Annotated in this window: 19 protein-coding genes and 2 CRISPR repeat arrays; of the genes, 17 read left to right on the forward strand and 2 right to left on the reverse strand. The window is 54.6% G+C overall.

Annotated features, from left to right (window positions below; genetic code table 11):
• Position 1: 1 nt before the first annotated feature.
• The 8 genes from cas5c (at position 2) to ACFFT4_RS33040 (ending at position 8008) form a co-directional block, all read left to right on the forward strand.
• Complete coding sequence (gene cas5c / locus ACFFT4_RS33005) at positions 2-691, forward strand: type I-C CRISPR-associated protein Cas5c (protein WP_378053723.1); 690 nt, start codon at positions 2-4, stop codon at positions 689-691.
• Positions 688-2502 carry a type I-C CRISPR-associated protein Cas8c/Csd1 gene (gene cas8c / locus ACFFT4_RS33010; RefSeq protein ID WP_378053725.1) on the forward strand — a complete coding sequence of 605 codons (1815 nt, stop codon included), beginning with the start codon at positions 688-690 and terminating at the stop codon, positions 2500-2502. The genes cas5c and cas8c overlap by 4 nt, the downstream gene beginning before the upstream one ends.
• Before the next feature lie 43 nt (positions 2503-2545).
• Positions 2546-3403: a type I-C CRISPR-associated protein Cas7/Csd2 gene (gene cas7c / locus ACFFT4_RS33015; RefSeq protein ID WP_378053727.1), complete on the forward strand. Its 858-nt coding sequence runs from the start codon at positions 2546-2548 to the stop codon at positions 3401-3403.
• Between the two features lie 202 nt (positions 3404-3605).
• The gene (locus ACFFT4_RS33020) at positions 3606-3932 is read left to right on the forward strand and encodes a hypothetical protein (RefSeq protein WP_378053729.1); all 327 of its coding nucleotides are present in this window, start codon (positions 3606-3608) and stop codon (positions 3930-3932) included.
• Positions 3933-4030: 98 nt separating this feature from the next.
• Positions 4031-4393: a CRISPR direct-repeat array (repeat unit 32 nt; unit sequence GTTTCAATCCCCGCTCCCATACAGGGAGCGAC).
• Positions 4394-4781: 388 nt separating this feature from the next.
• Positions 4782-6161 (forward strand): SMI1/KNR4 family protein, encoded by a 1380-nt coding sequence (locus ACFFT4_RS33025; RefSeq protein WP_378053731.1) that lies wholly within the window; start codon positions 4782-4784, stop codon positions 6159-6161.
• On the forward strand, positions 6118-6489 hold the full coding sequence (locus tag ACFFT4_RS33030; protein ID WP_378053733.1) for an immunity 51 family protein: 372 nt from the start codon (positions 6118-6120) through the stop codon (positions 6487-6489). The genes ACFFT4_RS33025 and ACFFT4_RS33030 overlap by 44 nt, the downstream gene beginning before the upstream one ends.
• Positions 6490-6764: 275 nt before the next feature.
• Positions 6765-7193, forward strand: a complete 429-nt coding sequence (locus ACFFT4_RS33035; RefSeq protein WP_378053735.1) for a VOC family protein — start codon at positions 6765-6767, stop codon at positions 7191-7193.
• A gap of 185 nt (positions 7194-7378) precedes the next feature.
• Entirely contained in the window at positions 7379-8008 is a 630-nt protein-coding gene (locus ACFFT4_RS33040; RefSeq protein WP_378053737.1) for a TetR/AcrR family transcriptional regulator, read from the forward strand.
• 266 nt (positions 8009-8274) lie between these two features.
• Positions 8275-8635: a CRISPR direct-repeat array (repeat unit 32 nt; unit sequence GTTTCAATCCACGCTCCCCCAAGGGAAGCGAC).
• A gap of 167 nt (positions 8636-8802) precedes the next feature.
• Here ACFFT4_RS33040 and ACFFT4_RS33045 read toward each other — a convergent pair.
• Positions 8803-9075 (reverse strand): hypothetical protein, encoded by a 273-nt coding sequence (locus ACFFT4_RS33045; RefSeq protein WP_378053739.1) that lies wholly within the window; start codon positions 9073-9075, stop codon positions 8803-8805.
• A 45-nt stretch (positions 9076-9120) separates the two neighbouring features.
• Here ACFFT4_RS33045 and ACFFT4_RS33050 point away from each other — a divergent pair, with 45 nt between their 5' ends.
• The 5 genes from ACFFT4_RS33050 (at position 9121) to ACFFT4_RS33070 (ending at position 15838) form a co-directional block, all read left to right on the forward strand.
• Positions 9121-10155 carry a hypothetical protein gene (locus ACFFT4_RS33050; RefSeq protein WP_378053741.1) on the forward strand — a complete coding sequence of 345 codons (1035 nt, stop codon included), beginning with the start codon at positions 9121-9123 and terminating at the stop codon, positions 10153-10155.
• A 99-nt stretch (positions 10156-10254) separates the two neighbouring features.
• Positions 10255-11601, forward strand: a complete 1347-nt coding sequence (locus tag ACFFT4_RS33055) for a GH1 family beta-glucosidase (protein ID WP_378053743.1) — start codon at positions 10255-10257, stop codon at positions 11599-11601.
• 429 nt (positions 11602-12030) lie between these two features.
• Positions 12031-13773: a B12-binding domain-containing radical SAM protein gene (locus tag ACFFT4_RS33060; protein ID WP_378053745.1), complete on the forward strand. Its 1743-nt coding sequence runs from the start codon at positions 12031-12033 to the stop codon at positions 13771-13773.
• Between the two features lie 23 nt (positions 13774-13796).
• Complete coding sequence (mgrA, locus tag ACFFT4_RS33065) at positions 13797-14786, forward strand: L-glyceraldehyde 3-phosphate reductase (RefSeq protein ID WP_378053747.1); 990 nt, start codon at positions 13797-13799, stop codon at positions 14784-14786.
• A gap of 50 nt (positions 14787-14836) precedes the next feature.
• On the forward strand, positions 14837-15838 hold the full coding sequence (locus ACFFT4_RS33070; RefSeq protein ID WP_378053749.1) for an acetylxylan esterase: 1002 nt from the start codon (positions 14837-14839) through the stop codon (positions 15836-15838).
• Here the strand turns inward: ACFFT4_RS33070 and ACFFT4_RS33075 are convergent.
• Positions 15821-17443 carry a helix-turn-helix domain-containing protein gene (locus tag ACFFT4_RS33075; protein WP_378053751.1) on the reverse strand — a complete coding sequence of 541 codons (1623 nt, stop codon included), beginning with the start codon at positions 17441-17443 and terminating at the stop codon, positions 15821-15823. The genes ACFFT4_RS33070 and ACFFT4_RS33075 overlap by 18 nt on opposite strands.
• Positions 17444-17589: 146 nt before the next feature.
• Here ACFFT4_RS33075 and ACFFT4_RS33080 point away from each other — a divergent pair, with 146 nt between their 5' ends.
• The 4 genes from ACFFT4_RS33080 to ACFFT4_RS33095 are packed head-to-tail and all read left to right on the forward strand — an operon-like array spanning position 17590 to position 21223.
• Entirely contained in the window at positions 17590-18639 is a 1050-nt protein-coding gene (locus tag ACFFT4_RS33080; protein ID WP_378053753.1) for an ABC transporter substrate-binding protein, read from the forward strand.
• 16 nt (positions 18640-18655) lie between these two features.
• Positions 18656-19630, forward strand: coding sequence for a FecCD family ABC transporter permease (locus tag ACFFT4_RS33085; RefSeq protein ID WP_378053755.1), 975 nt, complete (start codon positions 18656-18658; stop codon positions 19628-19630).
• A gap of 6 nt (positions 19631-19636) precedes the next feature.
• A complete protein-coding gene (locus ACFFT4_RS33090) occupies positions 19637-20638 on the forward strand; it encodes a FecCD family ABC transporter permease (protein ID WP_378053757.1) in 1002 nt (333 codons plus the stop codon).
• Between the two features lie 24 nt (positions 20639-20662).
• Positions 20663-21223 carry a nitroreductase family protein gene (locus ACFFT4_RS33095; RefSeq protein ID WP_378053759.1) on the forward strand — a complete coding sequence of 187 codons (561 nt, stop codon included), beginning with the start codon at positions 20663-20665 and terminating at the stop codon, positions 21221-21223.
• Positions 21224-21228 lie beyond the last annotated feature (5 nt).

The following is a 21228-nucleotide window of genomic DNA, read 5'->3' on the forward strand; positions in this document are numbered from 1 at the left end:
AATGGGATACGGTGTGTCGCTGCATGTGAGTGGAGACTATGCCTTGTTTTCAAGACCTGAGATGAAAGCGGAGCGGGTAAGCTATGACGTGATTACGCCATCGGCAGCTCGCGGTGTGCTAGAGGCTATATTTTGGCGACCAGCTATTCAATGGGTTGTTGATCGTATTACAGTCCTTAATCGAATTGAATTTGAATCGATTCGTCGTAACGAGGTAGGCTCTAAAATCCCACCAAGGAATGTTACGGCTGCCATGACGGGCTCTAAAATTGACTTGCACCAATATGTTACCGAAGATCGGCAGCAACGTGCTTCGCTTATACTTCGCAACGTGGCTTACATTATCGATGCACATTTTGTCATCCTTCCCGAGAAGGCGGGAGAGAGCGATACCCCGGAGAAATTCTATAACATGTTCTTGCGGAGGGCCAGACAAGGCCAGTGTTTCCATAACCCCTATTTGGGGTGCAGGGAGTTCGCTGCCAAATTTAGGCTTGTAGAAGCGGAAGAGGAACGGCCGATCAGCTACTATGCCAATGACGATGACTATGATCTCAGTTGGATGCTGTGGGACATTGAATATGAACAAAAAGAGGTGAAGAACAGAACTTTGTATTCGTTTAGTCCTCGTTTCTTCCATGCGCGGATGAAAAACGGCATAATAGATGTCCCTAGTGAGGTGAGCGTATGATTTTGCAAGCATTATGCGGATTTTACGATCGCATGATGGAAGAACAGCCGGAAAGTATCGCGCCTTTCGGTTTTGCCATTACTCCAGTATCCAAATGTATTGTATTGGACAGCGAAGGAAATATCGTACAAGTCCTGGATCGCATTCAATTTCAAGAATATTTCGAAAAAAAGAATGTGAAAAAAGTTAAAGCTGTTCCGCAGCGACTACTCACACCACAGCAGCCCAAGAGATCGGGTAAACGGCCTGAACCGGCTTTTCTGTGTGAGAACGCTAACTTCTTATTTGGAATCTATGGTGATTCGGACGGAGCGAATTACAGGTTTGAGGCGAGCAGGAATCTGCATGAAGAGGTCCTAAGTGGAGTAGAGGATGAAGGGGCATCAGCCATTCTTTCATTTTTCTCCAAGCGAAAAAAGGGATCTTTGGACTATGGAAACATAGACACCGCAGGCTTAGAAGATGGGGGAAATATCGTTTTTCAATTGGAAAACGATATGTGGAACTACGTTCATGAGAGACCTGCGATACGGGAAGCTTGGACGAATTATTTGAATAGCCGTTCCGAGGAAGCGGGCATAGGCCAGTGTCTTGTGACAGGGGAAGTAGGCCGGATAGCGCGTATACATGGCAATTTGGACGGATTCGGCCAAGATAAGCCTACGCTTGTTGGATTCAATAAGGATAGCTTTGTCTCATATCGCAAAGAGCAGGGAGAGAATGCTCCTATATCGGAGTCTGCTGCTTTTAAGTATGTTACGGCACTAAATCTGCTTATTAACGATAAAAATCATAGTCTCAACATCCATGATGAAAAAATATTGTTTTGGGCAGAAAAGAAAGCGGAATTGGAAGAGCAAGTTATCGGTTCGATGCTTAATGGAGAAGCGGGTAATTGGAAGTTGGACGAGTTTTCAAGACGAAAACTGTCTGGAGTAGTGGATCATATTTACAACGGCACTTCTCCAGAACAGTTAGAACTTAATGCCAATGTTAGATTTTTTGTGGTAGGGCTTTCCTCTAACAAGACTAGAGCTGTAATTCGTTATTTCTATATCAACACATTTGAAGAATTCTTGGAAAAGATACGGAGACACCAGTCTGATATTTATGCAAAAGGAGCACCTTGGGAACCTGAACATCCCTCATTCTCGCAGATATTACTGGAGACGGCTCTTCGCAGAGAAAGTAAGAATATTCCTCCACCGCATCAATCATCTCTTATTCGTAGTGTGATGACAGGAACTCCGTATCCCAATAGTCTCTACATGGCTATGCTCGGAAGAATAAGAGCAGAAGCATCGGCTAATGCCGGTAAAGCAATCAATCGAATTCGAATCGGTGTGATCAAGGGCTACCTCAACCGATCGGCGTCGCAAATGAAGCGGGAAGAAAGGGTGGGCGAAGTGTTAGATCCAAATGAGAAAGCCATTCCATACCGGTTAGGCAGGTTGTTAGCAATCTTGAATAAGGCGCAGTTAGAGGCTTTGGAAAAGGTGAACGCTTCTATCGTAGACAAGTATTTGAATGCTGCATTGGCAAGTCCACAACAGGTTTTTCCAACGCTGCTGGCCAATTCTCAACCTCATCTTTCGAAAATAAACAAAAATCATAAGGGAAGGTACATCTACCTTTACAACTTACTCTTGGAGGTGCTTGGAGAAATTCCAACGAGCGGATTTCCTAAGACGTTAAATGCCGAGGGACAGGGCCAGTTTTTAGTCGGATTTTTCCATCAAGAACAGGACTTCTATAAAGGGAAGAATAAGGAACAATCGAGAGAAGACAATGATTCGGTAGTCGAGGTTTAAACGAAACGTTATCAGAATTTATAATTTTAGGAGGCTGAAGAAGATGGGAGAAGTATTGAAGAACAGGTATGAATTTGTGCTTTACTTTGATGTTGAGAATGGTAATCCCAATGGAGATCCAGATGCTGGTAATATGCCGCGTATCGATCCGCAGACTGGGTATGGTCTTGTAAGCGACGTAAGCATTAAGCGCAAAGTTCGTAATTACGTTCAATTCTCTAAAGAGGGTGAAGACGGTTTCGATATCTACGTTAGTGAGGGTGCAGTATTAAATAACAAGCAGAAAGAGGCATACGAAGCCAATAATCTGAAAACAAAAGATAATAAGGACGATAAATTGACAGCTCAAGCTTATATGTGCAGACGATTTTTCGACGTGAGAGCATTTGGCGCCGTTATGGATACCGGGGATTTTAAATGCGGTCAAGTACGGGGGCCGATCCAGCTTTGCTTCTCTAGAAGTGAGAATGTAATCCTCCAGCAAGAAGTGACCATTACACGTATGGCCTCCACTACGGAGAAAGAAAATGCCTCCGAAAACCGCACGATGGGAAGAAAGTATTTGGTTCCCTATGGTTTGTATCGATTGGAAGGTTTCGTGTCGGCCAAATTTGCACAGAAAACGGGTTTTACTCAGGATGATCTTGATCTCTTCTTCGAATCACTTAGGCTAATGTTTGATCAAGATCGTTCCGCCTCTCGGGGTAAAATGTCAGCACGTAAGCTGTATGTGTTTAAACATGAATCCGAGTTGGGGAATGCTCCGGCGGCAACATTGTTCGATCTGATTGAAGCAAAATTGATTAACCCCAGCGAACCGCCCAGATCCTTTAAGCACTATGAACTCACAGTTGATAAAAATTCTGTACCTGAAGGTGTTCAATTAATTGAGATGTTATAGTTAGTAGAGCGGGTTAATAGAGAAAAAATATGTGATATGTGGTTTTAAGAAAAGACTCTTTTTGGGGGTCTTTTCTTCATTTTTATGATTCTGGTAGATGTGCATAATAATTCGCCAAGTAAAATGACTAACTGTAGAATCCTGGATTAGTTATGATGTAGAAGAGTGAGAGATAGTCGCTTATCAAGAGGAGGAAAAAGCCATGCAATGGCCGTCATGGTTTCAAAGTGCGATTCAGGAGAGGCTTGACGGCGTAACGGCCCGAATCCAGTTCGATCGGAGTATGGACAAGTATCGCATTGAAGAGAAGCGAGCGTTCGAGACTCTATTTTCAAATGCAGATGTGGCGGACAGCCCGGAGTTTGCGGAATGGGAGGATAAGCATCATTTTCGGCAGGCTTTGGAAAACGAGCGTTTGTATTTGCAGGGGATGCGAGACGGAGCAAAGCTGGTGATGGCGCTGCTATCCGAGTTTTACATACCTTCGAACGGACAAGACTCAGAAAAATCAGATCAACTGCGGAATTAACAGAGCTATCACTTATGGGTAATCAGGGCCAAGGTTCAATTCGTATTCTCGTGCAAGGAGTGACCAGGTGCGATCGAATCCCCTTCCGATTGCACCTGGTTTCAATCCACATTTCCATACCGGGAGCGACGGGAGGAACCGGAAATTTCCCGGTAGATACGCAAGGTTTCAATCCCCGCTCCCATACCGGGAGCGACGTATCTTGTACTGGGTTACAACGCCTATCGTCTGTTTCAATCCCCGCTCCCATACAGGGAGCGACATGTAAATCATAAATGACAAGAGTCCGTCATGCATGTTTCAATCCCCGCTCCCATACAGGGAGCGACCGGTCAATCCCGCCGAGACGCCCGCGCCGATATAGTTTCAATCCCCGCTCCCATACAGGGAGCGACCAGGGGGGCGGGGATATGGTATAATGATTATAGTGTTTCAATCCCCGCTCCCATACAGGGAGCGACAGCAAACGTTGCTACCCCTTACACAGAAAGGGATTCAACGTCCAATAGTGCGAGTTATTCCTTTTAAGACGAGAAACCAGTTGTAAATAAGCCCTGAAAGCCCAAAATCCCTTGAGCAACAAGAGGTGCGAATCTCCCGGGGAAACCATGTGAGCCTGGGGTTCGCACCGGATATTTTCAGTATAGTTCAGAAGATGCGATTTTCCAACATTTGAGATAGACTTTCTGCTTACGCGATCAATAAAAAATAGGTAATTTTGCTTGATTAAACGTCGGAGAGTTGCTCTTCCTTCACTCATCATAAATGATGAACTAGAATAGATTAAAAGGGGCGGATACCAACCAACCGGCTCCTGTGTAGCTTTTTTGGATGAGAGGGAGTGGAGTAGTGTCAAAAGAATTGCTGGACAAGCTGGAAAGCTGGTATGACGAGGGGCAGCACGACCAAATTGCCGAAACGATCGAACAGTTGCCGGAGTCGGAGCGGGACTATGAAATCGTAAGTCACTATGGCCGTGCGCTTAATAATTTGGGACGTTACGGCGAAGCGCTGCAGCAGCTGTTGTCGATCGAACAGCAGGGAAGACAGGATCCGGTGTGGCAATGGCGTATCGGGTATGCTTACTTTTTCTTGCAGCAGTGGGAAAAGGCTGTGGCGGCATTCGAACAGGCGGAGAAGCTCGGGTCTGACAATGAAGCTGTTCAGGAGTTTAAGGAAGCCTGTCGCGATATTATGGAGAGGCAAGCCGAGGCAATTAAAGAGATGGAACGAGTGCCCTTCCGGGAGCGCGATTTCAGTCAGTTTTGGGAGCGGAGCGACTATGCAGACAAGAGCTATGTAGAGGCGCCGCCCACCGATGAGACGATTGCTTCTATTGAAGAGGAGCTGGGATATAAGCTTCCGGCGGATTATATTTGGTTGATGCAGCAGCAGAACGGCGGCATTCCGGTGAATACTTGTTTCCCGACGGCCATTCCGACTTCCTGGGCGGAGGATCACGTAGCCATAACCGGAATTATGGGGATCGGCCGCGAGAAAATGTACAGTCTGTGCGGCGAGCTGGGCAGTAAGTTTATGCAGGAAGAGTGGGGCTACCCGGACATTGGGGTGGTCTTATGCGATTGCCCGTCTGCAGGGCATGATGTGATTATGCTGGATTATCGCGCATGCGGCCGGGACGGCGAGCCCGCTGTCGTACACGTGGATCAGGAGGCCAATTACCGGATTACCTTTCTTGCTCCAAGCTTTGCGACCTTTATTGTAGGACTGGTGAACGAGGAGGCATTCGACACTTCTGAGCAGGACATGCTTGAGGATCTGAATAAGGTGAAAAATGCCCAATTCTCTCCCTTGCTGCAGTCGTTATGCGAGAAGGCAGAAGGAATCAATCAGATTGAAGCGGTCATTCGCAATATTTGCACCCGGATCGTAGAGGATAAAGGACATTTCTCGCTGCATGCGGACGAGCTGTCTGCGCTGATGTACGATGTCCAGTTTTGGTTATATACCGGAGCTAATCAGGAAGTCACGCGAGAGCAATATTTGGCGGATTATAAGGAGATCATCGTCTTTGCAAAAGGCTTCGGCACAGGCGGATATGCGCCCGCTTTTATTACGGACTGGCTGGACGATCGGATCGGGCAGGGCGAGATTGTAAACGACGGAGGCGTATTAAGTCTTACGGCGGAGGCAGCGGAGAGGCTAATTAATAAGCTGGCGGCTATTGAATCCGAATTGGAGGATCAAGGCGAATTCGTTCGAAGATGAGCTCAAGCCGTTTATTTGGATCGAGCATGACAGCGGAAATGTCTCGATCATCTTAAATGCCGGAAGCTATAAGCAGGAACTGTTTGATACGCGTGCAGACGAAGGCTTCGAGGGCAGCGGCTACGATTGGGGTTCGCTGGCTGCCGTTTATTTGGAGGAGAAGCTGCCCGAGCTGGAAGGGATTGTGCGTTTCGACCCGGAGGCGGACATGTTCTGCGCGTATTCCAAGAATAGGGAAGCGCTGCTTCGATTTGCTGCCGGATTCAAACAAGCGTGTGAAAACGATGAACTGATCCGCGATTTATTTTCCAGAGCGATATTGGATTAATTGAAGGTGCAATAGAAAACACCGCTTCGTTTGTCGGGGGATTGGCTATCAACCACTGGCGGCAGGAGGCGGTGTTTTTCGTTGATAATTTAATCTTCACTCCAACATCGTCGGAGGAGTCACAAGCTGGGGAGCAAGATCTTACATGTTTGCCCGCGCCCTTTATGTCCTGAATGTGGTTATAAATACGAGAATCTCAATTTTATAGCATTTTTTATTTACATACATACTGAATGTATGTAAAATGAGGTTATTCGATTGAGAGGAGTTTTGTTATGAAAGCATCCAGTTTTTATCCCGTCATTCTAACGCAGCAAGTTGTAGCCACGGCTGATTTTTACATGGAGCATTTCGGATTCGAGAAGGTTTTCGAGGCAGACTGGTATGTAAGCCTGAAAATGTCCGGCAACGACATCCCGTTCGAGTTAGCCATTCTCGATTCAACTCATCCGACCATCCCCGATGCGTATAGGACAGAAGTAAAAGGGCTAATCCTTAATTTTGAAGTGGACGATGTGGATGCAGAATACGAACGTCTTATTCGGGGAGCCAAGCTTCCTCTTCAGTTAGAGATCCGAAGCGAGGATTTTGGACAGCGGCATTTCATGACTTCCGATCCTAATGGGATCTTGATCGATGTTATTTCCATCATTCTCCCGACAGACGACTTCAACAGCCAATATGTCGAAGAGGTCTGGAAGTAAGGCATTTCCTATTCCTGTCGCCCTTCATGGATAGATACGTGGTGGAGCATTTCCGGATTTCCATGAACGCATTCGGCTGAGAACCCAATCCTCTGAATGATTTGACGAAGGATCACAAACATGTCACTCTAAAATGAATACATTTTGGAAGCCTATTTGTCCGATGAATGGAGAATTTGCTGATCATGAGGAGAAGCAAAGCGGAAACAACGGAAACGATACGCAAATTGATAGAAATCGCCAGAATTCATTTTACCGAACACGGTTACGCGAATGCGGCATTAGAGTCGATCGTTCATGAAGCGAACCTGACGCGGGGAGCGGTTTACCATCATTTTCGCAGCAAAAAGGAATTATTTCGAGCCGTATTGGAAGATGTGCAGCGAGAGGTTGCCGAAAGGGTGGAGGGGGATGCCTCGACAAGCGAGGATTCGTGGCAGCAGCTCTACTTAGGTTGCCGCGCATTTATTATGGCTGCCGTTGAAGAAAGCAATAGACGAATTCTGTTGATAGATGGACCGGCGATTCTGGGTTGGGAGACTTGGCGGGAAATGGACAAGAACCACTCTATGCGTTTATTGAGAGCGCAGTTGGATACGATGCAGCAACAAGGGAGTTTCCGTACGTTGCCTCTTGATGCTCTGACCCATTTTGTTTCGGGCGGTTTGAATGAGACGGCGCTCTGGCTTGCCAATGAATCCGCACAGCCGAAAGCTTTGGACGAAACGATGGAGGTTCTGACCGTTTTCTTGGAAGGATTGAAGCACAGTACAATTTCCTCTTCCGACGCGAGCAGGGTGAATCGCAGAGGATAAAGGCCATTTCTCGCTTCATGCAGACGAGCTGTCTATGCTGAAGTATGATATTCAGTTCTGGTTGTACGCCAGAGCTAGCCTGGGGTAACGCGAGAGCAATATTTGGCGGGGGGATAGGTTAAAACGGTTATACAAGAAAAGACGGGCAAGCCTCTCATCAAGCGGGGTTTGCCCGTTCTATCTTGGAAGGAGCGATTTAAATTTCAATCCGTGCTTGCTTACGGGAAGCGACTTGATGGGGCCAAAGGAAATCGACCTGCGAAAAAGTTTCAATCCATGCTCTCCTACGGGAAGCGACTACGGCTACGAACAGCCCATTCCCATAGCTGACTGTTTCAATCCACGCTCCCCTACGGGAAGCGACCAATCCACCGCCTATCCTGTTTCCTAATTACGATGTTTCAATCCACGCTCCCCCACGGGAAGCGACCGTTTACTTTACAGATGCGCCGATGGAGGTCACTGTTTCAATCCACGCTCCCCCAAGGGAAGCGACCCTCAACGATTTTTAAATGCGGATACTTCCTTTCGTTTCAATCCACGCTCCCCCAAGGGAAGCGACGACCAAGTAGAGATGTGATGTTACTGCTGAGTTGTTTCAATCCACGCTCCCCCAAGGGAAGCGACAGCGCCCCTGTTCAACCCTTGCCAAGCAACAGATTTAAGGCGCAAAAGTGCGAATCGACAATTTTGACTCCTGAAACCGGTTCTCCAAACGATTGAAAACCCCGAGAGTCCCTGTGCAGCAAGGGGGGCGAATCTCCCAGGGAAATCATGTGAGCCTGGGGTTCGCACTAAACGAATCTGCAGTCCAAAAGGCTCTCTAGCACTTCTAAATGAATAGAGTGGCGCAAGGAAACAACTTCAAATTGTTTAACCACACCCAGCAGCGGGTAAAAATGCCGGTAAGCGCCTTTTGGCTCAAGCAGCCACAAGCCCATTTTCTTCATTTTATCATACCAAAATGGAAAACAAACAGCATTCACATAGATTGAAAAAACGGACGACAATCCGCCGCCCATTTTACAAGTCCAACAAACTCCCTGCAACTTCCTGCTTGCTCCCATCGTTGTAACCTGTAGACATATAAGCCATACTGGGAGGTTATCCAAATGACGAAAAATCATCGATTGAAAGCAACGGCATCCATACTGGTGCTGTCCCTGGCGCTTGCCGCATGCGGGGCGAAGAACAACGCGCCCGGCGAGTCGCCGTCCACCCCGCCGCCGACGGTTACGCCTTCGGAGACGGCGCCCGAGCCGACGGAATCGGCCTCGCTCCCTCCGACGCAGGATTCGGGCGAGCTGATCGCCAAGCACTATCGGGAGCTGACGCTTGCAGGAGCTCCCGCGCCGGAAGTGTACGAGGAACTGAAGAAATCGATGGACCAGGTGCTGCCCGCTCAAGCCGACGAATTAATTCGGACGCTTGAGCAATTTTACGAGCAGGATCTGCCGAAGGCCGAAAAAAGCTTCGAGAACGCCAAGGTCCAACAGGCGCTGTCCGAGCTCGACTGGCCGCTTACCGAGCAAGCGATCGCAGGGCTGAAGGACGAGGAGGCGCGCACGGTCGTCGAGAACGCGATCGCCGGCGGCTACAAGGTGGAGACCGCGGAAGGTATGTATTTTCCGGTGGTGGACTACGGCAGACTGCTGACGTACGGGGATCAGGTGTCGATCTCGATGAAGGCGTACCTGGATTTGATGGCAAGAGAGTCCGACACGCCTTCCGCCAAGGATGCCGCGCTGGTCATATCCTGGGATGAGCTGGCTTCCCGGCTGCTCGCCTCCGAAAGCTATCTCGTCACGTTCCCCGACACTCCGGAACGCCAAGCGGTCGAGAGCAGCTTTCTGCGCTATTTAAGCTTCTATTTCATCGGGCTGAACAATACGCCGAATTTCGATTACGAGACGTTCGCGATTCTTCCCGAGCTGAAAACCCAATACGAGCAAATGGCCGCTTCCCACGGAGAGACGATCTCGGGCCAATTCGCCAAGGAGCTTCTGTCCATCCTCGAAGAGTCGAAGGGACAATTGTTCGTGAAAGGCGACAAAGGAGAGCAGAAGGACGTCCCGGCCGTCAAGGAGTTCCGCGACAAGCTGCAGGACGAAGCGCTGGCCAAGCTGCCCGCCGCAAAAAACAACTAAAGAGACGCCAAAATCGCATACAGGAATTGTCCTTCCCTCCGTCGAAATTATTATCCAGAAAACGTTTTCCGAAAACAGATAGGCGCGGAGGGACTTTTTATGGCCAAAATTCAATTTCCGAAGGATTTCGTCTGGGGGACGGCAACCGCTTCTTACCAGATCGAGGGGGCTTACCAGGAGGACGGGAGAGGGCTGTCGATCTGGGACACGTTCTCCCATACGCCGGGCAAAGTGTTCAACGACGACAACGGCGACGTGGCTTGCGACAGCTATCACCGCTATGAAGAAGACGTGGCCCTGTTGAAAAAGTTGGGGGTGAAGGCGTATCGCTTCTCGATCGCCTGGCCCCGCATTTTCCCGCAAGGGACGGGCGACGTGAACGAGAAGGGGCTCGACTATTACCGGAAGGTCGTGGACGCCTTGCTGGCCGCGGGCATCGAGCCCTGCGTGACGCTGTATCACTGGGATTTGCCGCAGGCGCTGCAGGACAAGGGCGGCTGGGACAACCGCGAGACGATCGACGCGTTCGTGAACTACGCGGAGGTCGTGTTCAAGGCGTTCGACGGCAAGATCAAGCAGTGGATCACGTTTAACGAGACGTGGTGCGTCTCGTTCCTGTCCAACTATATCGGCGCCCATGCGCCGGGCAACAAGGATCTGCAGCTGGCGATCAACGTCGCCCATCACTGCATGGTCGCGCACGGAGAGGCGGTCAAGAAGTTCCGCGCGCTCGGCATTAAGGGCGAGATCGGCACAACGCACAACCTGTACTGGTACGAGCCGTATACGACTTCTCCGGAGGACGTAGAGGCGGCTCGCCGCAACCGGGCGTACAACAACGAGTGGTTCATGGAGCCGACGTTCAAGGGAACTTATCCGCAGTTCCTGGTCGACTGGTTCAAGACCAAAGGAGCGACGGTGCCGATTCTTCCGGGAGACATGGAGACGATTTCGCAGAAGATCGACTTCATCGGAGTCAACTTCTACAGCGGCGGCTTTGGGCGTTACAAGAAAGACGAGGGACTGTTCGACTGCGAAGAGGTGCAGATCGGCTTCGACAAGACGTATATGAATTGGAACGTTTACGCGGACGGCCTGTACAAGGTGCTGAGCTGGGTGCACGAGGAGTACGGAGACACGCCGATCTATATTACCGAGAACGGCGCGTGCTACGAGGACGAATTGACCGCGGACAACCGCGTTCACGACGTTCTGCGGACCGAGTATTATCGCAAGCATTTTATCCAGTGCCATCGCCTGATCGGCTCCGGAGTGCCGCTGAAGGGCTACTTCGCCTGGTCGCTGCTCGACAACTTCGAGTGGGCGGAAGGCTATCGCAAGCGCTTTGGCATCGTCTATACGAATTACGAGACGTTGGAACGCCATCCGAAGGACAGCTACTATTTTATTCGGGACGTTATTGCCAACGACGGATTCGAGGTTTAAGCGCAGCGGTATTTTTAATGAGGAGGGCTTTCCCGCCGGTTGCAATCGGCCTTGGGGAAGCCCTCATTCGGTCTCTCGGACCGTTAATCCCCGTCGGGCCCCCCCGAATCCGGGCCAATAGCGTTCTCGTGGACCGTTAATCCCATCAAACCTCCGAATCCGGGTGAATAGCGGTCTCGCAGACCATTAATCCAGGCAAACCTCCGAATTCGGTCGAATAGCGTTCTCGTGGACCGTTAACACCACGTTCATCTCCAAAATCTCCGGTCACCACATGCGGGCGAGTCCGCAGCGTACCGAAGGGGCATCAGCGTACCGAGGGGGCGACGAAGGGCAGTCTGAGGGAGCCGATCGCTGCAAAAGCATTTTCCTCCGAGCCGGTTATCCGTTACAATAAAGGAAAGCCTTACGCCGAAAGAGGATTCCGCTATGAAAGTCGTCTTAGCGACGCTGAACGCCAAATACATTCACACCTCGCTCGCCCTGAGATACTTGAAGGCCTATGCCCAGGACGAGTTCGATATCGACATTGCCGAATATACGATCAAGGACCCCGCCATGGGGATCGCCTCCGATCTGTTTTCCAAGAAGCCCGATGTGATCGGGTTTTCATGCTATATCTGGAACATCGAGGAGACGATCGTTGTCGCCGACATGCTGCGCAAGGTGCTGCCCGAGACGAAGATCGTGCTCGGCGGACCGGAGGTTTCCTACGATACGGAATATTGGATGAACCGGCTCTCCTCCGTCGACTTTATCGTGATGGGGGAAGGCGAGGAGACGTTCCGCGACCTGCTGCGGCAGATCGCCGGAGAGGGCAAATACCACTTTGTCTTCGGACTGGCCTACCGCAAGAACGGTCAAGTCGTCATGACGCCGGGACGCCCGAAGCTCGACTTGAACACTCTTCCGTCGCCCCACAGGTTCCAAGAAGATATTCCTTCGCTGCGCAACCGCGTCGTCTACTTCGAGACGAGCCGGGGCTGCCCGTTCAGCTGTCAGTTCTGCTTGTCCAGCATCGAGGTGGGCGTGCGGTATTTTGACATGGAGCGGGTGAAGGCGGAGCTGACCTATCTGATCGACAGCGGCGCCAAGCTGATCAAGTTCGTCGACCGCACGTTCAACATCAAGCGCGATTATGCGATGGAGATTTTTCAATTTCTGATCGACAACCATCGCGGCTGCGTGTTCCAGTTCGAGATTACCGCCGACATCATGCGTCCGGAGGTGCTGGATTTTCTGGCCGAGCATGCGCCTCCGGGCGTTTTCCGCTTCGAGATCGGGGTGCAGTCGACGAACGATCCGACGAATCTGGCGGTGCAGCGCCGGCAGAACTTCGCGAAGCTGACGCGCACCGTCGTCAAGGTGAAGGAGAGCGGCAAGATCGATCAGCATCTGGACCTGATCGCCGGCCTGCCGCACGAGGATTACGATACGTTCCGGAAAACGTTTAATGACGTGTTCGCGCTCCGGCCCGAAGAGCTGCAGCTCGGCTTCCTGAAAATGCTGAGGGGAACGGGACTGCGCAACGATGCGGACAAGTACGGGTATATTTATTCGGAGCGCGCGCCGTACGAGATGCTCGGCAACGAGCTGATGCCGTTCGGCGACATTGTGCGGATCAAGCGGGTGGAGGACGTGCTGGAGAAATTTTGGAACGCCCACCGGATGGACCGGACGATCGAATATTTGGTCGGAAGCGCCTATCCTTCGCCGTTCGATTTCTTCCAGGCGTTCGGAGATTATTGGGAGGAACGGGGCTGGAGCCGGATCGGCCACCAGCTCGAAGACCTGTTCTCGCGGCTGTGGGCGTTCCTCGAGCACGACGCAAGGCCGGGGCTGGACCGCGACGTCGCGTTCGGCCTGCTGCGCATCGATTATTATTTGCAGCACAAGTACAAGCCCCGCAAGCTCTGGTGGGAGGATCGTCTGGACAAGAGAGATTGGTCCGCAGGGTTGAAATACGCGGCGGAACGGCTGAGCGCGGACGAGCGCGAACTGCAGAAGAAGAGCGCGCTGGACAAGCTGCCGTTCGATTACGAAGTCTGGATGCGGGAAGGCAGGGCGGATCGCGCCCGCCCATCCTTGCTCGTTTTTCAATACTCGGGCGAGGAGGGCGGACCGCAATTGCTGGCGCTGCCGCTTCCGGAGGGGATTGCGGCAGTTAAATAAAAGGCGAGAGGTGGATAAGGAACATGGTTTATTTGGCGAACAAGGAACGTTACGCATCGATGAAATACAACCGGGTAGGACGCTCGGGGCTGAAAATTCCGGCGGTGTCGCTCGGACTCTGGCACAACTTCGGAGGAATCGATACCTTCGAGAACGGCCGCGCATTGGTGAGGCACGCCTTCGATCTGGGGATCACCCACTTCGACCTCGCGAACAACTACGGACCGCCTCCGGGATCGGCCGAGGAGATGTTCGGACGGCTGCTTGCCACCGATCTGAAGCCTTATCGGGACGAGCTCGTCATCTCGACGAAAGCCGGCTATTATATGTGGGAAGGTCCTTACGGGGAATGGGGCTCGCGCAAATATTTGCTGTCCAGCCTCGATCAGAGCTTGAAGCGGATGGGACTCGATTACGTCGATATTTTCTATCATCATCGTCCCGATCCCGATACGCCGCTGGAGGAGACGATGGCCGCGCTCGACCATGCGGTCCGCTCGGGCAAGGCGCTCTATGTCGGTATCTCCAATTACCGGGCGCCGGAAGCGAAGGAAGCGATTCGCATCCTGAAGGAGCTCGGCACGCCGTTGCTCATTCACCAACCGCGCTACAGCATGTTCGACCGCTGGATCGAGGACGGGCTTCAGGATGTATTGGAAGAAGGGGGCGTAGGCTCCATCGTGTTCTCGCCGCTCGAGCAAGGGCTGCTGACGAACCGCTATTTGAACGGCATTCCTCAAGATTCGAGAGCGGCGGGAGCATCCGTCTTCCTGAACGAAGGGAATATTACGCCGGAGAAGCTGGATAAGGTGCGCGAGCTGAATGAGATCGCCGAATCCCGCGGACAGACGCTGGCGCAGCTGGCGCTGGCATGGACGCTGCGCGGCGAGCGGGTGACGAGCGTGCTGATCGGTGCGAGCAAGGTGTCCCAGCTCGACGACAATGTCGCGATGCTGCAGCGGCTCGACTTCTCGGAGGACGAGCTGGCGCGAATTGAAGCGATTTTGAAATAACGGATGGGGGCTGGACGACTCTATTTACTTAGGGGGACAGCCCCTGTTTCATGGAACGGGCAATCGATACGCTGGAGGGGAAATACCGGATGAACCACGCGGTAGGAAGAAGAATAGAAGAGCTGGAGCGATTGGCTCCTCCGCTGACGGCGCAGCCCGACCTGGACGCTTATTGGGACGGGGAGCTTAAGCGTTATGCGGCCAAGCCGCTGAATGCGACAAGAACGCTCGTCGAGACGCCGATGGCATTCATGGAGGCGTACGACGTCGCCTACGAAGGCTTCGACGAGACGCCGATTCGCGGCTGGTACCTGCTGCCGAAGTTTCCCCGCGGAGACGACCGCAAGCTCCCATGCGTCGTGTTGTACCATGGATACGGGGGAAGCCGCGGCTATCCGGAGGATTACGCCTCGTATTTGCTGATGGGGCTCGCGGTATTCGCCATCGACGTCCGCGGCCAGGCCGGGGAGACGGGCAATCTGATGCCGCAGCCGTACGGCATGACGAGAGGGTGGCTGACGCAGGGCATTCTGGATCGGGATACGTGCTACTACAAGGCGATTACGATCGACGCGCTCAAGGCGCTCGATTGGGCCGCCGAGCAGCCGGAGGTCGACCGGAGCCGGATCTGCGCGATGGGCGGCAGCCAGGGCGGAGGACTCGCGATGATCGCCGCGGCGCTGTCCGACAAGCCGGCGATCGCGGTTCCGCATATCCCAAACATGTGCCATATGGATTTCGGCATCCTGAACTCGACCAGCTCGCTGACGGAGGCGGCTTCGTTCGTGGAGCGTTTCCCCGGCCATCTGGAGGCGGTGCTTCATACGCTCAGTTACTTCGACAACATGAACCTGGCGCACCGCATCCGCATTCCGGTATTCGTTACCGTCGGCCTGAAGGACCCCGTCACGATGCCGGAGACGATCTACGCGGCGTACAACCGGATCGAAGGGGATAAGCGCATCGTGCCGTTTCCCTTTACCGGCCATGCGGTGACCGGGGAGATGCAGCGCCAGGCGATGGATTTCATCGCGTCAAGGCTGCTGCAGTAGCTCCTCGATAATGCGCATTCTCCCGCTCGTCGACCAGCTCATGCCGACCCAGTTGGGGGTGCTGCGCACCCGATCGTTCGCGACGGCCCGGATGGCTTGCCATTCCGGGCTTTTCTGCATGCCGGCGAAGATCGTTTCGTCCTCCGGGTAGAAAAAGACATTTTGCACGAACAGATGGTCGGTGTCCATATCCGGATATTTATCGGGGGAAAATTCCACGTTCATCGCGTTGGACGGCACGCAGAAGCCCGGCTTCAGCCCGAGATCGCGGTAAATCAGATCGTTCATCGGGTGGTTGGACAGTCCCTGGATACGAATCAGCTTGTGAATGACTCTCATAATCGTCACCGTCTCGCTGCCGTAACGCTCCCTCAGCGGCCCCCTCGCCTCCTCGATTTTGCGCTCGAGCAGCTTGAAGTTGCGCTCGGCCTCCGCCTCCCTGCCGACGATCTCGGAGATTCTCCGGTTGTTGACCTGCCAATCCATGCTCAGACGGATGACGACCGTAGGCGCGATCTGCTTAAACTGCTCCAGGAACGGCCTGTGGTAATCGTCGCACAGAATCAGATCGGGCGCGGCTTGGCGCAGCTCGGCGATTTTGCCGGCGACGATCGTCTGATGCGTGCTTCGGTCCATCGTTTTGGCTTTGTGGCAGTTCGCCCAGTAGACCGGGGATACGCCGAGCGATTCCAGCATGTCCTGGAAACGCAAAGTCGAGGCCGCCGCGATCCGCAGGTTTTTTCTGCGGACGAAATGAGACGGGGACATCCCGACATGCCGCTTGAACATTCTGCTGAAATAAAACTCGTTGCCGAAGCCGCTCTCCGCCGATACGTCCTTAATGGAGCGGTTGCGCTCCACGAGCATCTGCTTCGCCTGCTCGATGCGGTAACGATTCAAGTAATCGATCGGCGATAGCCCGTACATTTTCTTGAACTCTCTGGAATACGAGGTCGGAGTGAAGCCGGAGATGTCGCCGAGCGTCTCCAGCTTGATCTTGTCTCGAAACCGGCTGTGAATATAATCGAGGCTCTGCGCGACCCCGCCGCCGATCCACCTGCTCCCGTCCCCGGACGCGGTGACGGAAACCAATTCGTGCATGAGACGTTGAAAAAGAAGCTGAAGCCGGCTTCGGTCAGCCGGATCGTCGGTTCGGACGCGATGCAGCTCCATGATTCGTTCCGCGAGCGCTGCGGCATCCTCGACCGGCACTTCGCCGGCGGGCCACAAGCGATCCAACCAGCCTTCTTCGTCTCCCGTCCCCTTCTTCCCGCTGTCCCCCGTTTGCCATTTTCCTCTGAGCTTGATCAATACCGGCGTTTCTACGAATAACAAATAGAGCTTCGTGTCGGCGCTGCGTCCGACGAATTCGACCTGCGTCCCGAGCGGCAGATGGTAGAGAGAACCGGGCTTGACGACCACGTAGCGGGAATCTCCGATCGTCGCGGTCCCCTCTCCTTCCGCCGTATAGACGAGCATGCGGGCCGGCGTTCGGAAGCGCCGGACGCCCGCCGCCGCGCGAAGCGACCTCCGATAGACCGAAGAGAGCAGCGGCAGGGAACCGAAGCTTCGACCGCGGTCTGAGCCGTGCAGAGCTGAATTCATGCCATCGCCTCCTGGACGTTCCGAGATAAAATCGGATATTTATTCTGGATAGGATCGGTCATGTACAAGGGGGTACCCTCTCATTATAATTGATAAAGATTCTCATTATCATCTAATTTCATCATACCAAAGGGGAGCTTTTAGTCATGCCGTTTAATTTAAGAAAACCGCAAGCAATCGTTGCCATTGCAAGTCTGCTGCTCGTTATGCTCATCGCCGCCGCGTGCGGCAGCAACGGAAATTCGGGCGGTTCCGGCGCTTCTTCGCCCGCGGCCGCGGAATCCGCATCGCCCTCCGCCTCATCTACCGTTTCTCCATCGGAGTCCCCGTCTCCTGCCGCAAACCCGGGAACGGAAACTCGCGTCGTACGGGACGCGTTCGGAGAAGTCGAGGTTCCGGCGAATCCGCAAAGAATCGTCATCTTGAATTCGTCGGGGCTGGACAATCTGCTCGCCTTGGGCGTCAAGCCGATCGGCGCGCCGTACAGCATATCGGTCAACGCGAACTTCTTCGCCCATCTGGCCGGTCAGACGGACGGCATCGAGAACACGGGTACGACGGATCAGCCCAATCTCGAATCGATCGCCAAGCTGAACCCCGACCTGATCATCGGACAGCGGGATACGCACGAGGCGGTGTACGAGGACTTGAAGCGGATTGCTCCGACCGTTCTGACCGAGCGGGTTACCGGCGATTGGAAGGGACTGTTCCGTGATCAGGCGGACGCCGTCAACAAGCTCGGAGAAGCGGATCGACTGATCGGCGAATTCGAAGCGCGCATCGCGAAGTTCAAGACGGACATGGGGGATAAGCTCACGAACGCGACGGTCACTCTCATTCGTCCGCGGGAAGACCATATCCGCATCTATACGGAGAACTCCTATGCCGGCGATATCGTCAAGGAGGCGGGGCTGGCCCGTCCGGCCAATCAGCAAGGCGTCTCGGGCCAGCATATCGCGATTACCGAGGAGCAGATCGGCGACATGGACGCGGATGTCATTATCTCGTTCGGCAGAGAAAGCGAAGCGGCGTTTTTTAACGACAAGATTCAGACGAATCCGCTGTGGGGCACGCTGTCCGCGGTGCAGAACGAGCGGGTTCACATGGTCAACTGGGAAACGTGGCTGAGCGGCCAAGGCATACAGGCGTCGAACCTGGTCCTGGACGACCTGCATCGCTTCTTCGGTGCGCAGTAAGGAGCTCGGTTCGGCGATGCGCCTTGCGGGAATCGTCGTCGGCCTGCTGCTGGTCGCTCTCTGCCTGGTCGTCAGCGTCGCGCTCGGCAAGCAGGCCATCTCTCTGTCCGAGGTGTACCGGTCTATCTTCGAGTTCAACGGGTCGAGGGAGCATCTGATCGTGCGGACGGTGCGCGTGCCGCGGGCGCTGATTGCGATGGCCGTCGGGGCCTGCCTGGCCATGGCCGGAGCGATCATGCAGGCCGTTACGCGCAACGCCCTCGCCGGGCCGGAGCTGTTCGGGGTCAATCAGGGGGCCGCTTTCCTGATCGTCATTCATCTGTATTTGGCGGGGGGCGTGTCGGGCTCGTCGGCGATCGCTTACGCTTTCGTCGGAGCGGGCGCCGCGGGTCTGACCGTCTATCTGCTCGGCACGATGGGGGCGAACGGGCTGACTCCGCTGAAGCTGATTCTGGCGGGGGCGACGATCAATCTGCTGCTCGGGGCGCTGACGCAGGGCATTCTGGTGTTCGACGAACGGTCGCTCGACACGATGAGGTTCTGGCTGGCCGGTTCGCTTACCGGCAGAAGCACGTCTCTGTTCGCCGAAGTGGCCCCCTATATGCTGATCGGCATCGGGGGAGCGCTGATCCTGGGGAGGCAGATCAACCTGCTCAGCCTCGGCGAGGAGACGGCGCAGGGGCTCGGGCTGCGCACCGGCCTGGTCAAAGCGCTGTCGCTGCTCGCGGTGATCCTGCTCGCCGGATCTTCGGTGGCGATCGCCGGGCCGATCGGCTTCGTCGGGCTCGCCGTGCCGCACATCGTCCGTTATCTCGTCGGGCAGGATTACCGCTGGGTGCTGCCCTATTCCGCGCTGGCCGGAGCGACGCTGCTGCTGATGGCGGATATCGCGGCGCGCTTCATCGTTCCTTCCCAGGAAGTATCCGCAGGCGTCGTGACCGCCGTGCTGGGCGCGCCCTTCCTGATCTACCTGGCGCAGAGGAGGGCGTGAATGGCGATGGAGACGATAAGAAACAGAGGCGCTTTCGCGCTCGTTCTGCTCGGGGCGGCCGCGCTTAATCTGCTCGTGCTGCTGCTGCAGATCGTGCTGGGCGATTTTCCGATTCCCGCGGCCGAAGCGCTTCACGCGTTGTTCGGGTCGGGAAGCGAACGGTACGATCTGGTCGTGAACCGCTTCCGGTTCCCGCGCGCGCTGGTCGCTTTTCTCGCTGGCGCGGGCCTGGCGCTGTCCGGCGCGATTCTGCAAGGCATCACGCGCAATCCGCTCGCTTCGCCGGGCGTGCTCGGACTGAATTCGGGCGCGGCGCTGGCCGCGGTAGGCTGCATGGTGCTGTTTCCGGGCATTCCCGTATCGCTGCTGCCCTTCGCCGCTTTCGCCGGCGCGCTGCTGGCGGCGCTGCTGTCCTACGCGTTGGCGTGGAGGCGGGGGCTCTCTCCGGTCCGGCTCGTGCTCGTGGGCGTCGGAATCGCCGCTTCGGCGGGGGCCGTCGTCAGCTTTCTGCTCACGTTCACCGATCTGGCGCAGGCGAAGGCGGCCGTCATTTGGATGTCCGGCAGCGTCTACGGCCGGAGCTGGGAGCATTTCCGGCCGCTGCTGCCGTGGCTGGCCGTCGGCTTTCCGGTTGCGCTGCTGCTGTCGAGAAGCCTGGACGTGCTGCAGCTGGGAGATTCGCTGGCGACCGGCCTGGGAACCCGGCTGGAGCGCGTCCGCGCGCTGCTGCTGCTCGTGGCGGTGGCCACTGCGGGAGCCGCCGTCGCGATGGCCGGTACGATCGGCTTTGTCGGCTTGATGGCGCCGCATCTGGCGCGCTTCATCGTCGGCTCCGCGTCGCTCCGGCTGCTTCCCGTCGCCGTGCTGACGGGCGGCCTGCTCGTGAACGCCGCGGATCTGCTGGGCCGGACGATCGCCGCGCCGCTGGAAATTCCCTGCGGCATTCTGATTGCGCTCATAGGTGCGCCGTACATGGTCTATCTGCTGTTCAAGAAGCGCAATGCATAAATCAAGTCGAGGGGAGTGATTCGCATGAGCACGGACGATTATCCCGTAGCCGAGACGCTGCGGCAGCGCCGGACGATCCGGCAGTTCAAGCCCGACCCGATTCCGTTTGCTCTGCTGCTGGAGCTGCTGGACATCGCCAACTGGGCTCCCAATCACGGGCTTCGGGAGCCGTGGAGGTACATTCTGTATCGGGGAGAGGCGCGCTCCGATTTTACGGAGGCGGTGCTCGGTTCGATGTCCGCGGAGGACAAGGCGAAGTACGCGGAGCAGAGAACCAGGGACTATGCGGTCATTCCCTGCCATCTGATCGTCGTCATGAAGGAGGATCCGCGACAGAAGCAGTGGGAGGAGGACTTCGGCGCGGCGTGCGGCTGGATTCAGAGCTTTCAATTGGCGGCGTGGGAGCGGGGCATCGGGGTCGTATGGAAAACGAATCCGTACATCTATTCGCCCTACTTCCGCCGGGCGGTTGGCGTGACCGACGGGGAGAAGGTCGTCGGCGTTCTTCACGTCGGTTACCCGGATCTCGTTCCCGCCCCCCGTCCCCGCTCCCCGGCCGAATCCAAGCTTACGGTGCGGGGATAGCGGCC

It is taken from the genome of Cohnella cellulosilytica (genome assembly GCF_042431195.1).
Taxonomy (GTDB): domain Bacteria; phylum Bacillota; class Bacilli; order Paenibacillales; family Paenibacillaceae; genus Cohnella; species Cohnella cellulosilytica.

Bases quoted from the DNA above. Each gene is read 5' to 3' on its own strand.
- cas5c (WP_378053723.1), top strand. From the start codon at position 2: ATGGGATACGGTGTGTCGCTGCATGTGAGTGGAGACTATGCCTTGTTT.
- cas8c (WP_378053725.1), top strand. From the start codon at position 688: ATGATTTTGCAAGCATTATGCGGATTTTACGATCGCATGATGGAAGAA.
- cas7c (WP_378053727.1), top strand. From the start codon at position 2,546: ATGGGAGAAGTATTGAAGAACAGGTATGAATTTGTGCTTTACTTTGAT.
- ACFFT4_RS33020 (WP_378053729.1), top strand. From the start codon at position 3,606: ATGCAATGGCCGTCATGGTTTCAAAGTGCGATTCAGGAGAGGCTTGAC.
- ACFFT4_RS33035 (WP_378053735.1), top strand. From the start codon at position 6,765: ATGAAAGCATCCAGTTTTTATCCCGTCATTCTAACGCAGCAAGTTGTA.
- ACFFT4_RS33040 (WP_378053737.1), top strand. From the start codon at position 7,379: ATGAGGAGAAGCAAAGCGGAAACAACGGAAACGATACGCAAATTGATA.
- ACFFT4_RS33045 (WP_378053739.1), bottom strand. From the start codon at position 9,075: ATGGGAGCAAGCAGGAAGTTGCAGGGAGTTTGTTGGACTTGTAAAATG.
- ACFFT4_RS33050 (WP_378053741.1), top strand. From the start codon at position 9,121: ATGACGAAAAATCATCGATTGAAAGCAACGGCATCCATACTGGTGCTG.
- ACFFT4_RS33055 (WP_378053743.1), top strand. From the start codon at position 10,255: ATGGCCAAAATTCAATTTCCGAAGGATTTCGTCTGGGGGACGGCAACC.
- ACFFT4_RS33060 (WP_378053745.1), top strand. From the start codon at position 12,031: ATGAAAGTCGTCTTAGCGACGCTGAACGCCAAATACATTCACACCTCG.
- mgrA (WP_378053747.1), top strand. From the start codon at position 13,797: ATGGTTTATTTGGCGAACAAGGAACGTTACGCATCGATGAAATACAAC.
- ACFFT4_RS33070 (WP_378053749.1), top strand. From the start codon at position 14,837: ATGGAACGGGCAATCGATACGCTGGAGGGGAAATACCGGATGAACCAC.
- ACFFT4_RS33075 (WP_378053751.1), bottom strand. From the start codon at position 17,443: ATGAATTCAGCTCTGCACGGCTCAGACCGCGGTCGAAGCTTCGGTTCC.
- ACFFT4_RS33080 (WP_378053753.1), top strand. From the start codon at position 17,590: ATGCCGTTTAATTTAAGAAAACCGCAAGCAATCGTTGCCATTGCAAGT.
- ACFFT4_RS33085 (WP_378053755.1), top strand. From the start codon at position 18,656: ATGCGCCTTGCGGGAATCGTCGTCGGCCTGCTGCTGGTCGCTCTCTGC.
- ACFFT4_RS33090 (WP_378053757.1), top strand. From the start codon at position 19,637: ATGGAGACGATAAGAAACAGAGGCGCTTTCGCGCTCGTTCTGCTCGGG.
- ACFFT4_RS33095 (WP_378053759.1), top strand. From the start codon at position 20,663: ATGAGCACGGACGATTATCCCGTAGCCGAGACGCTGCGGCAGCGCCGG.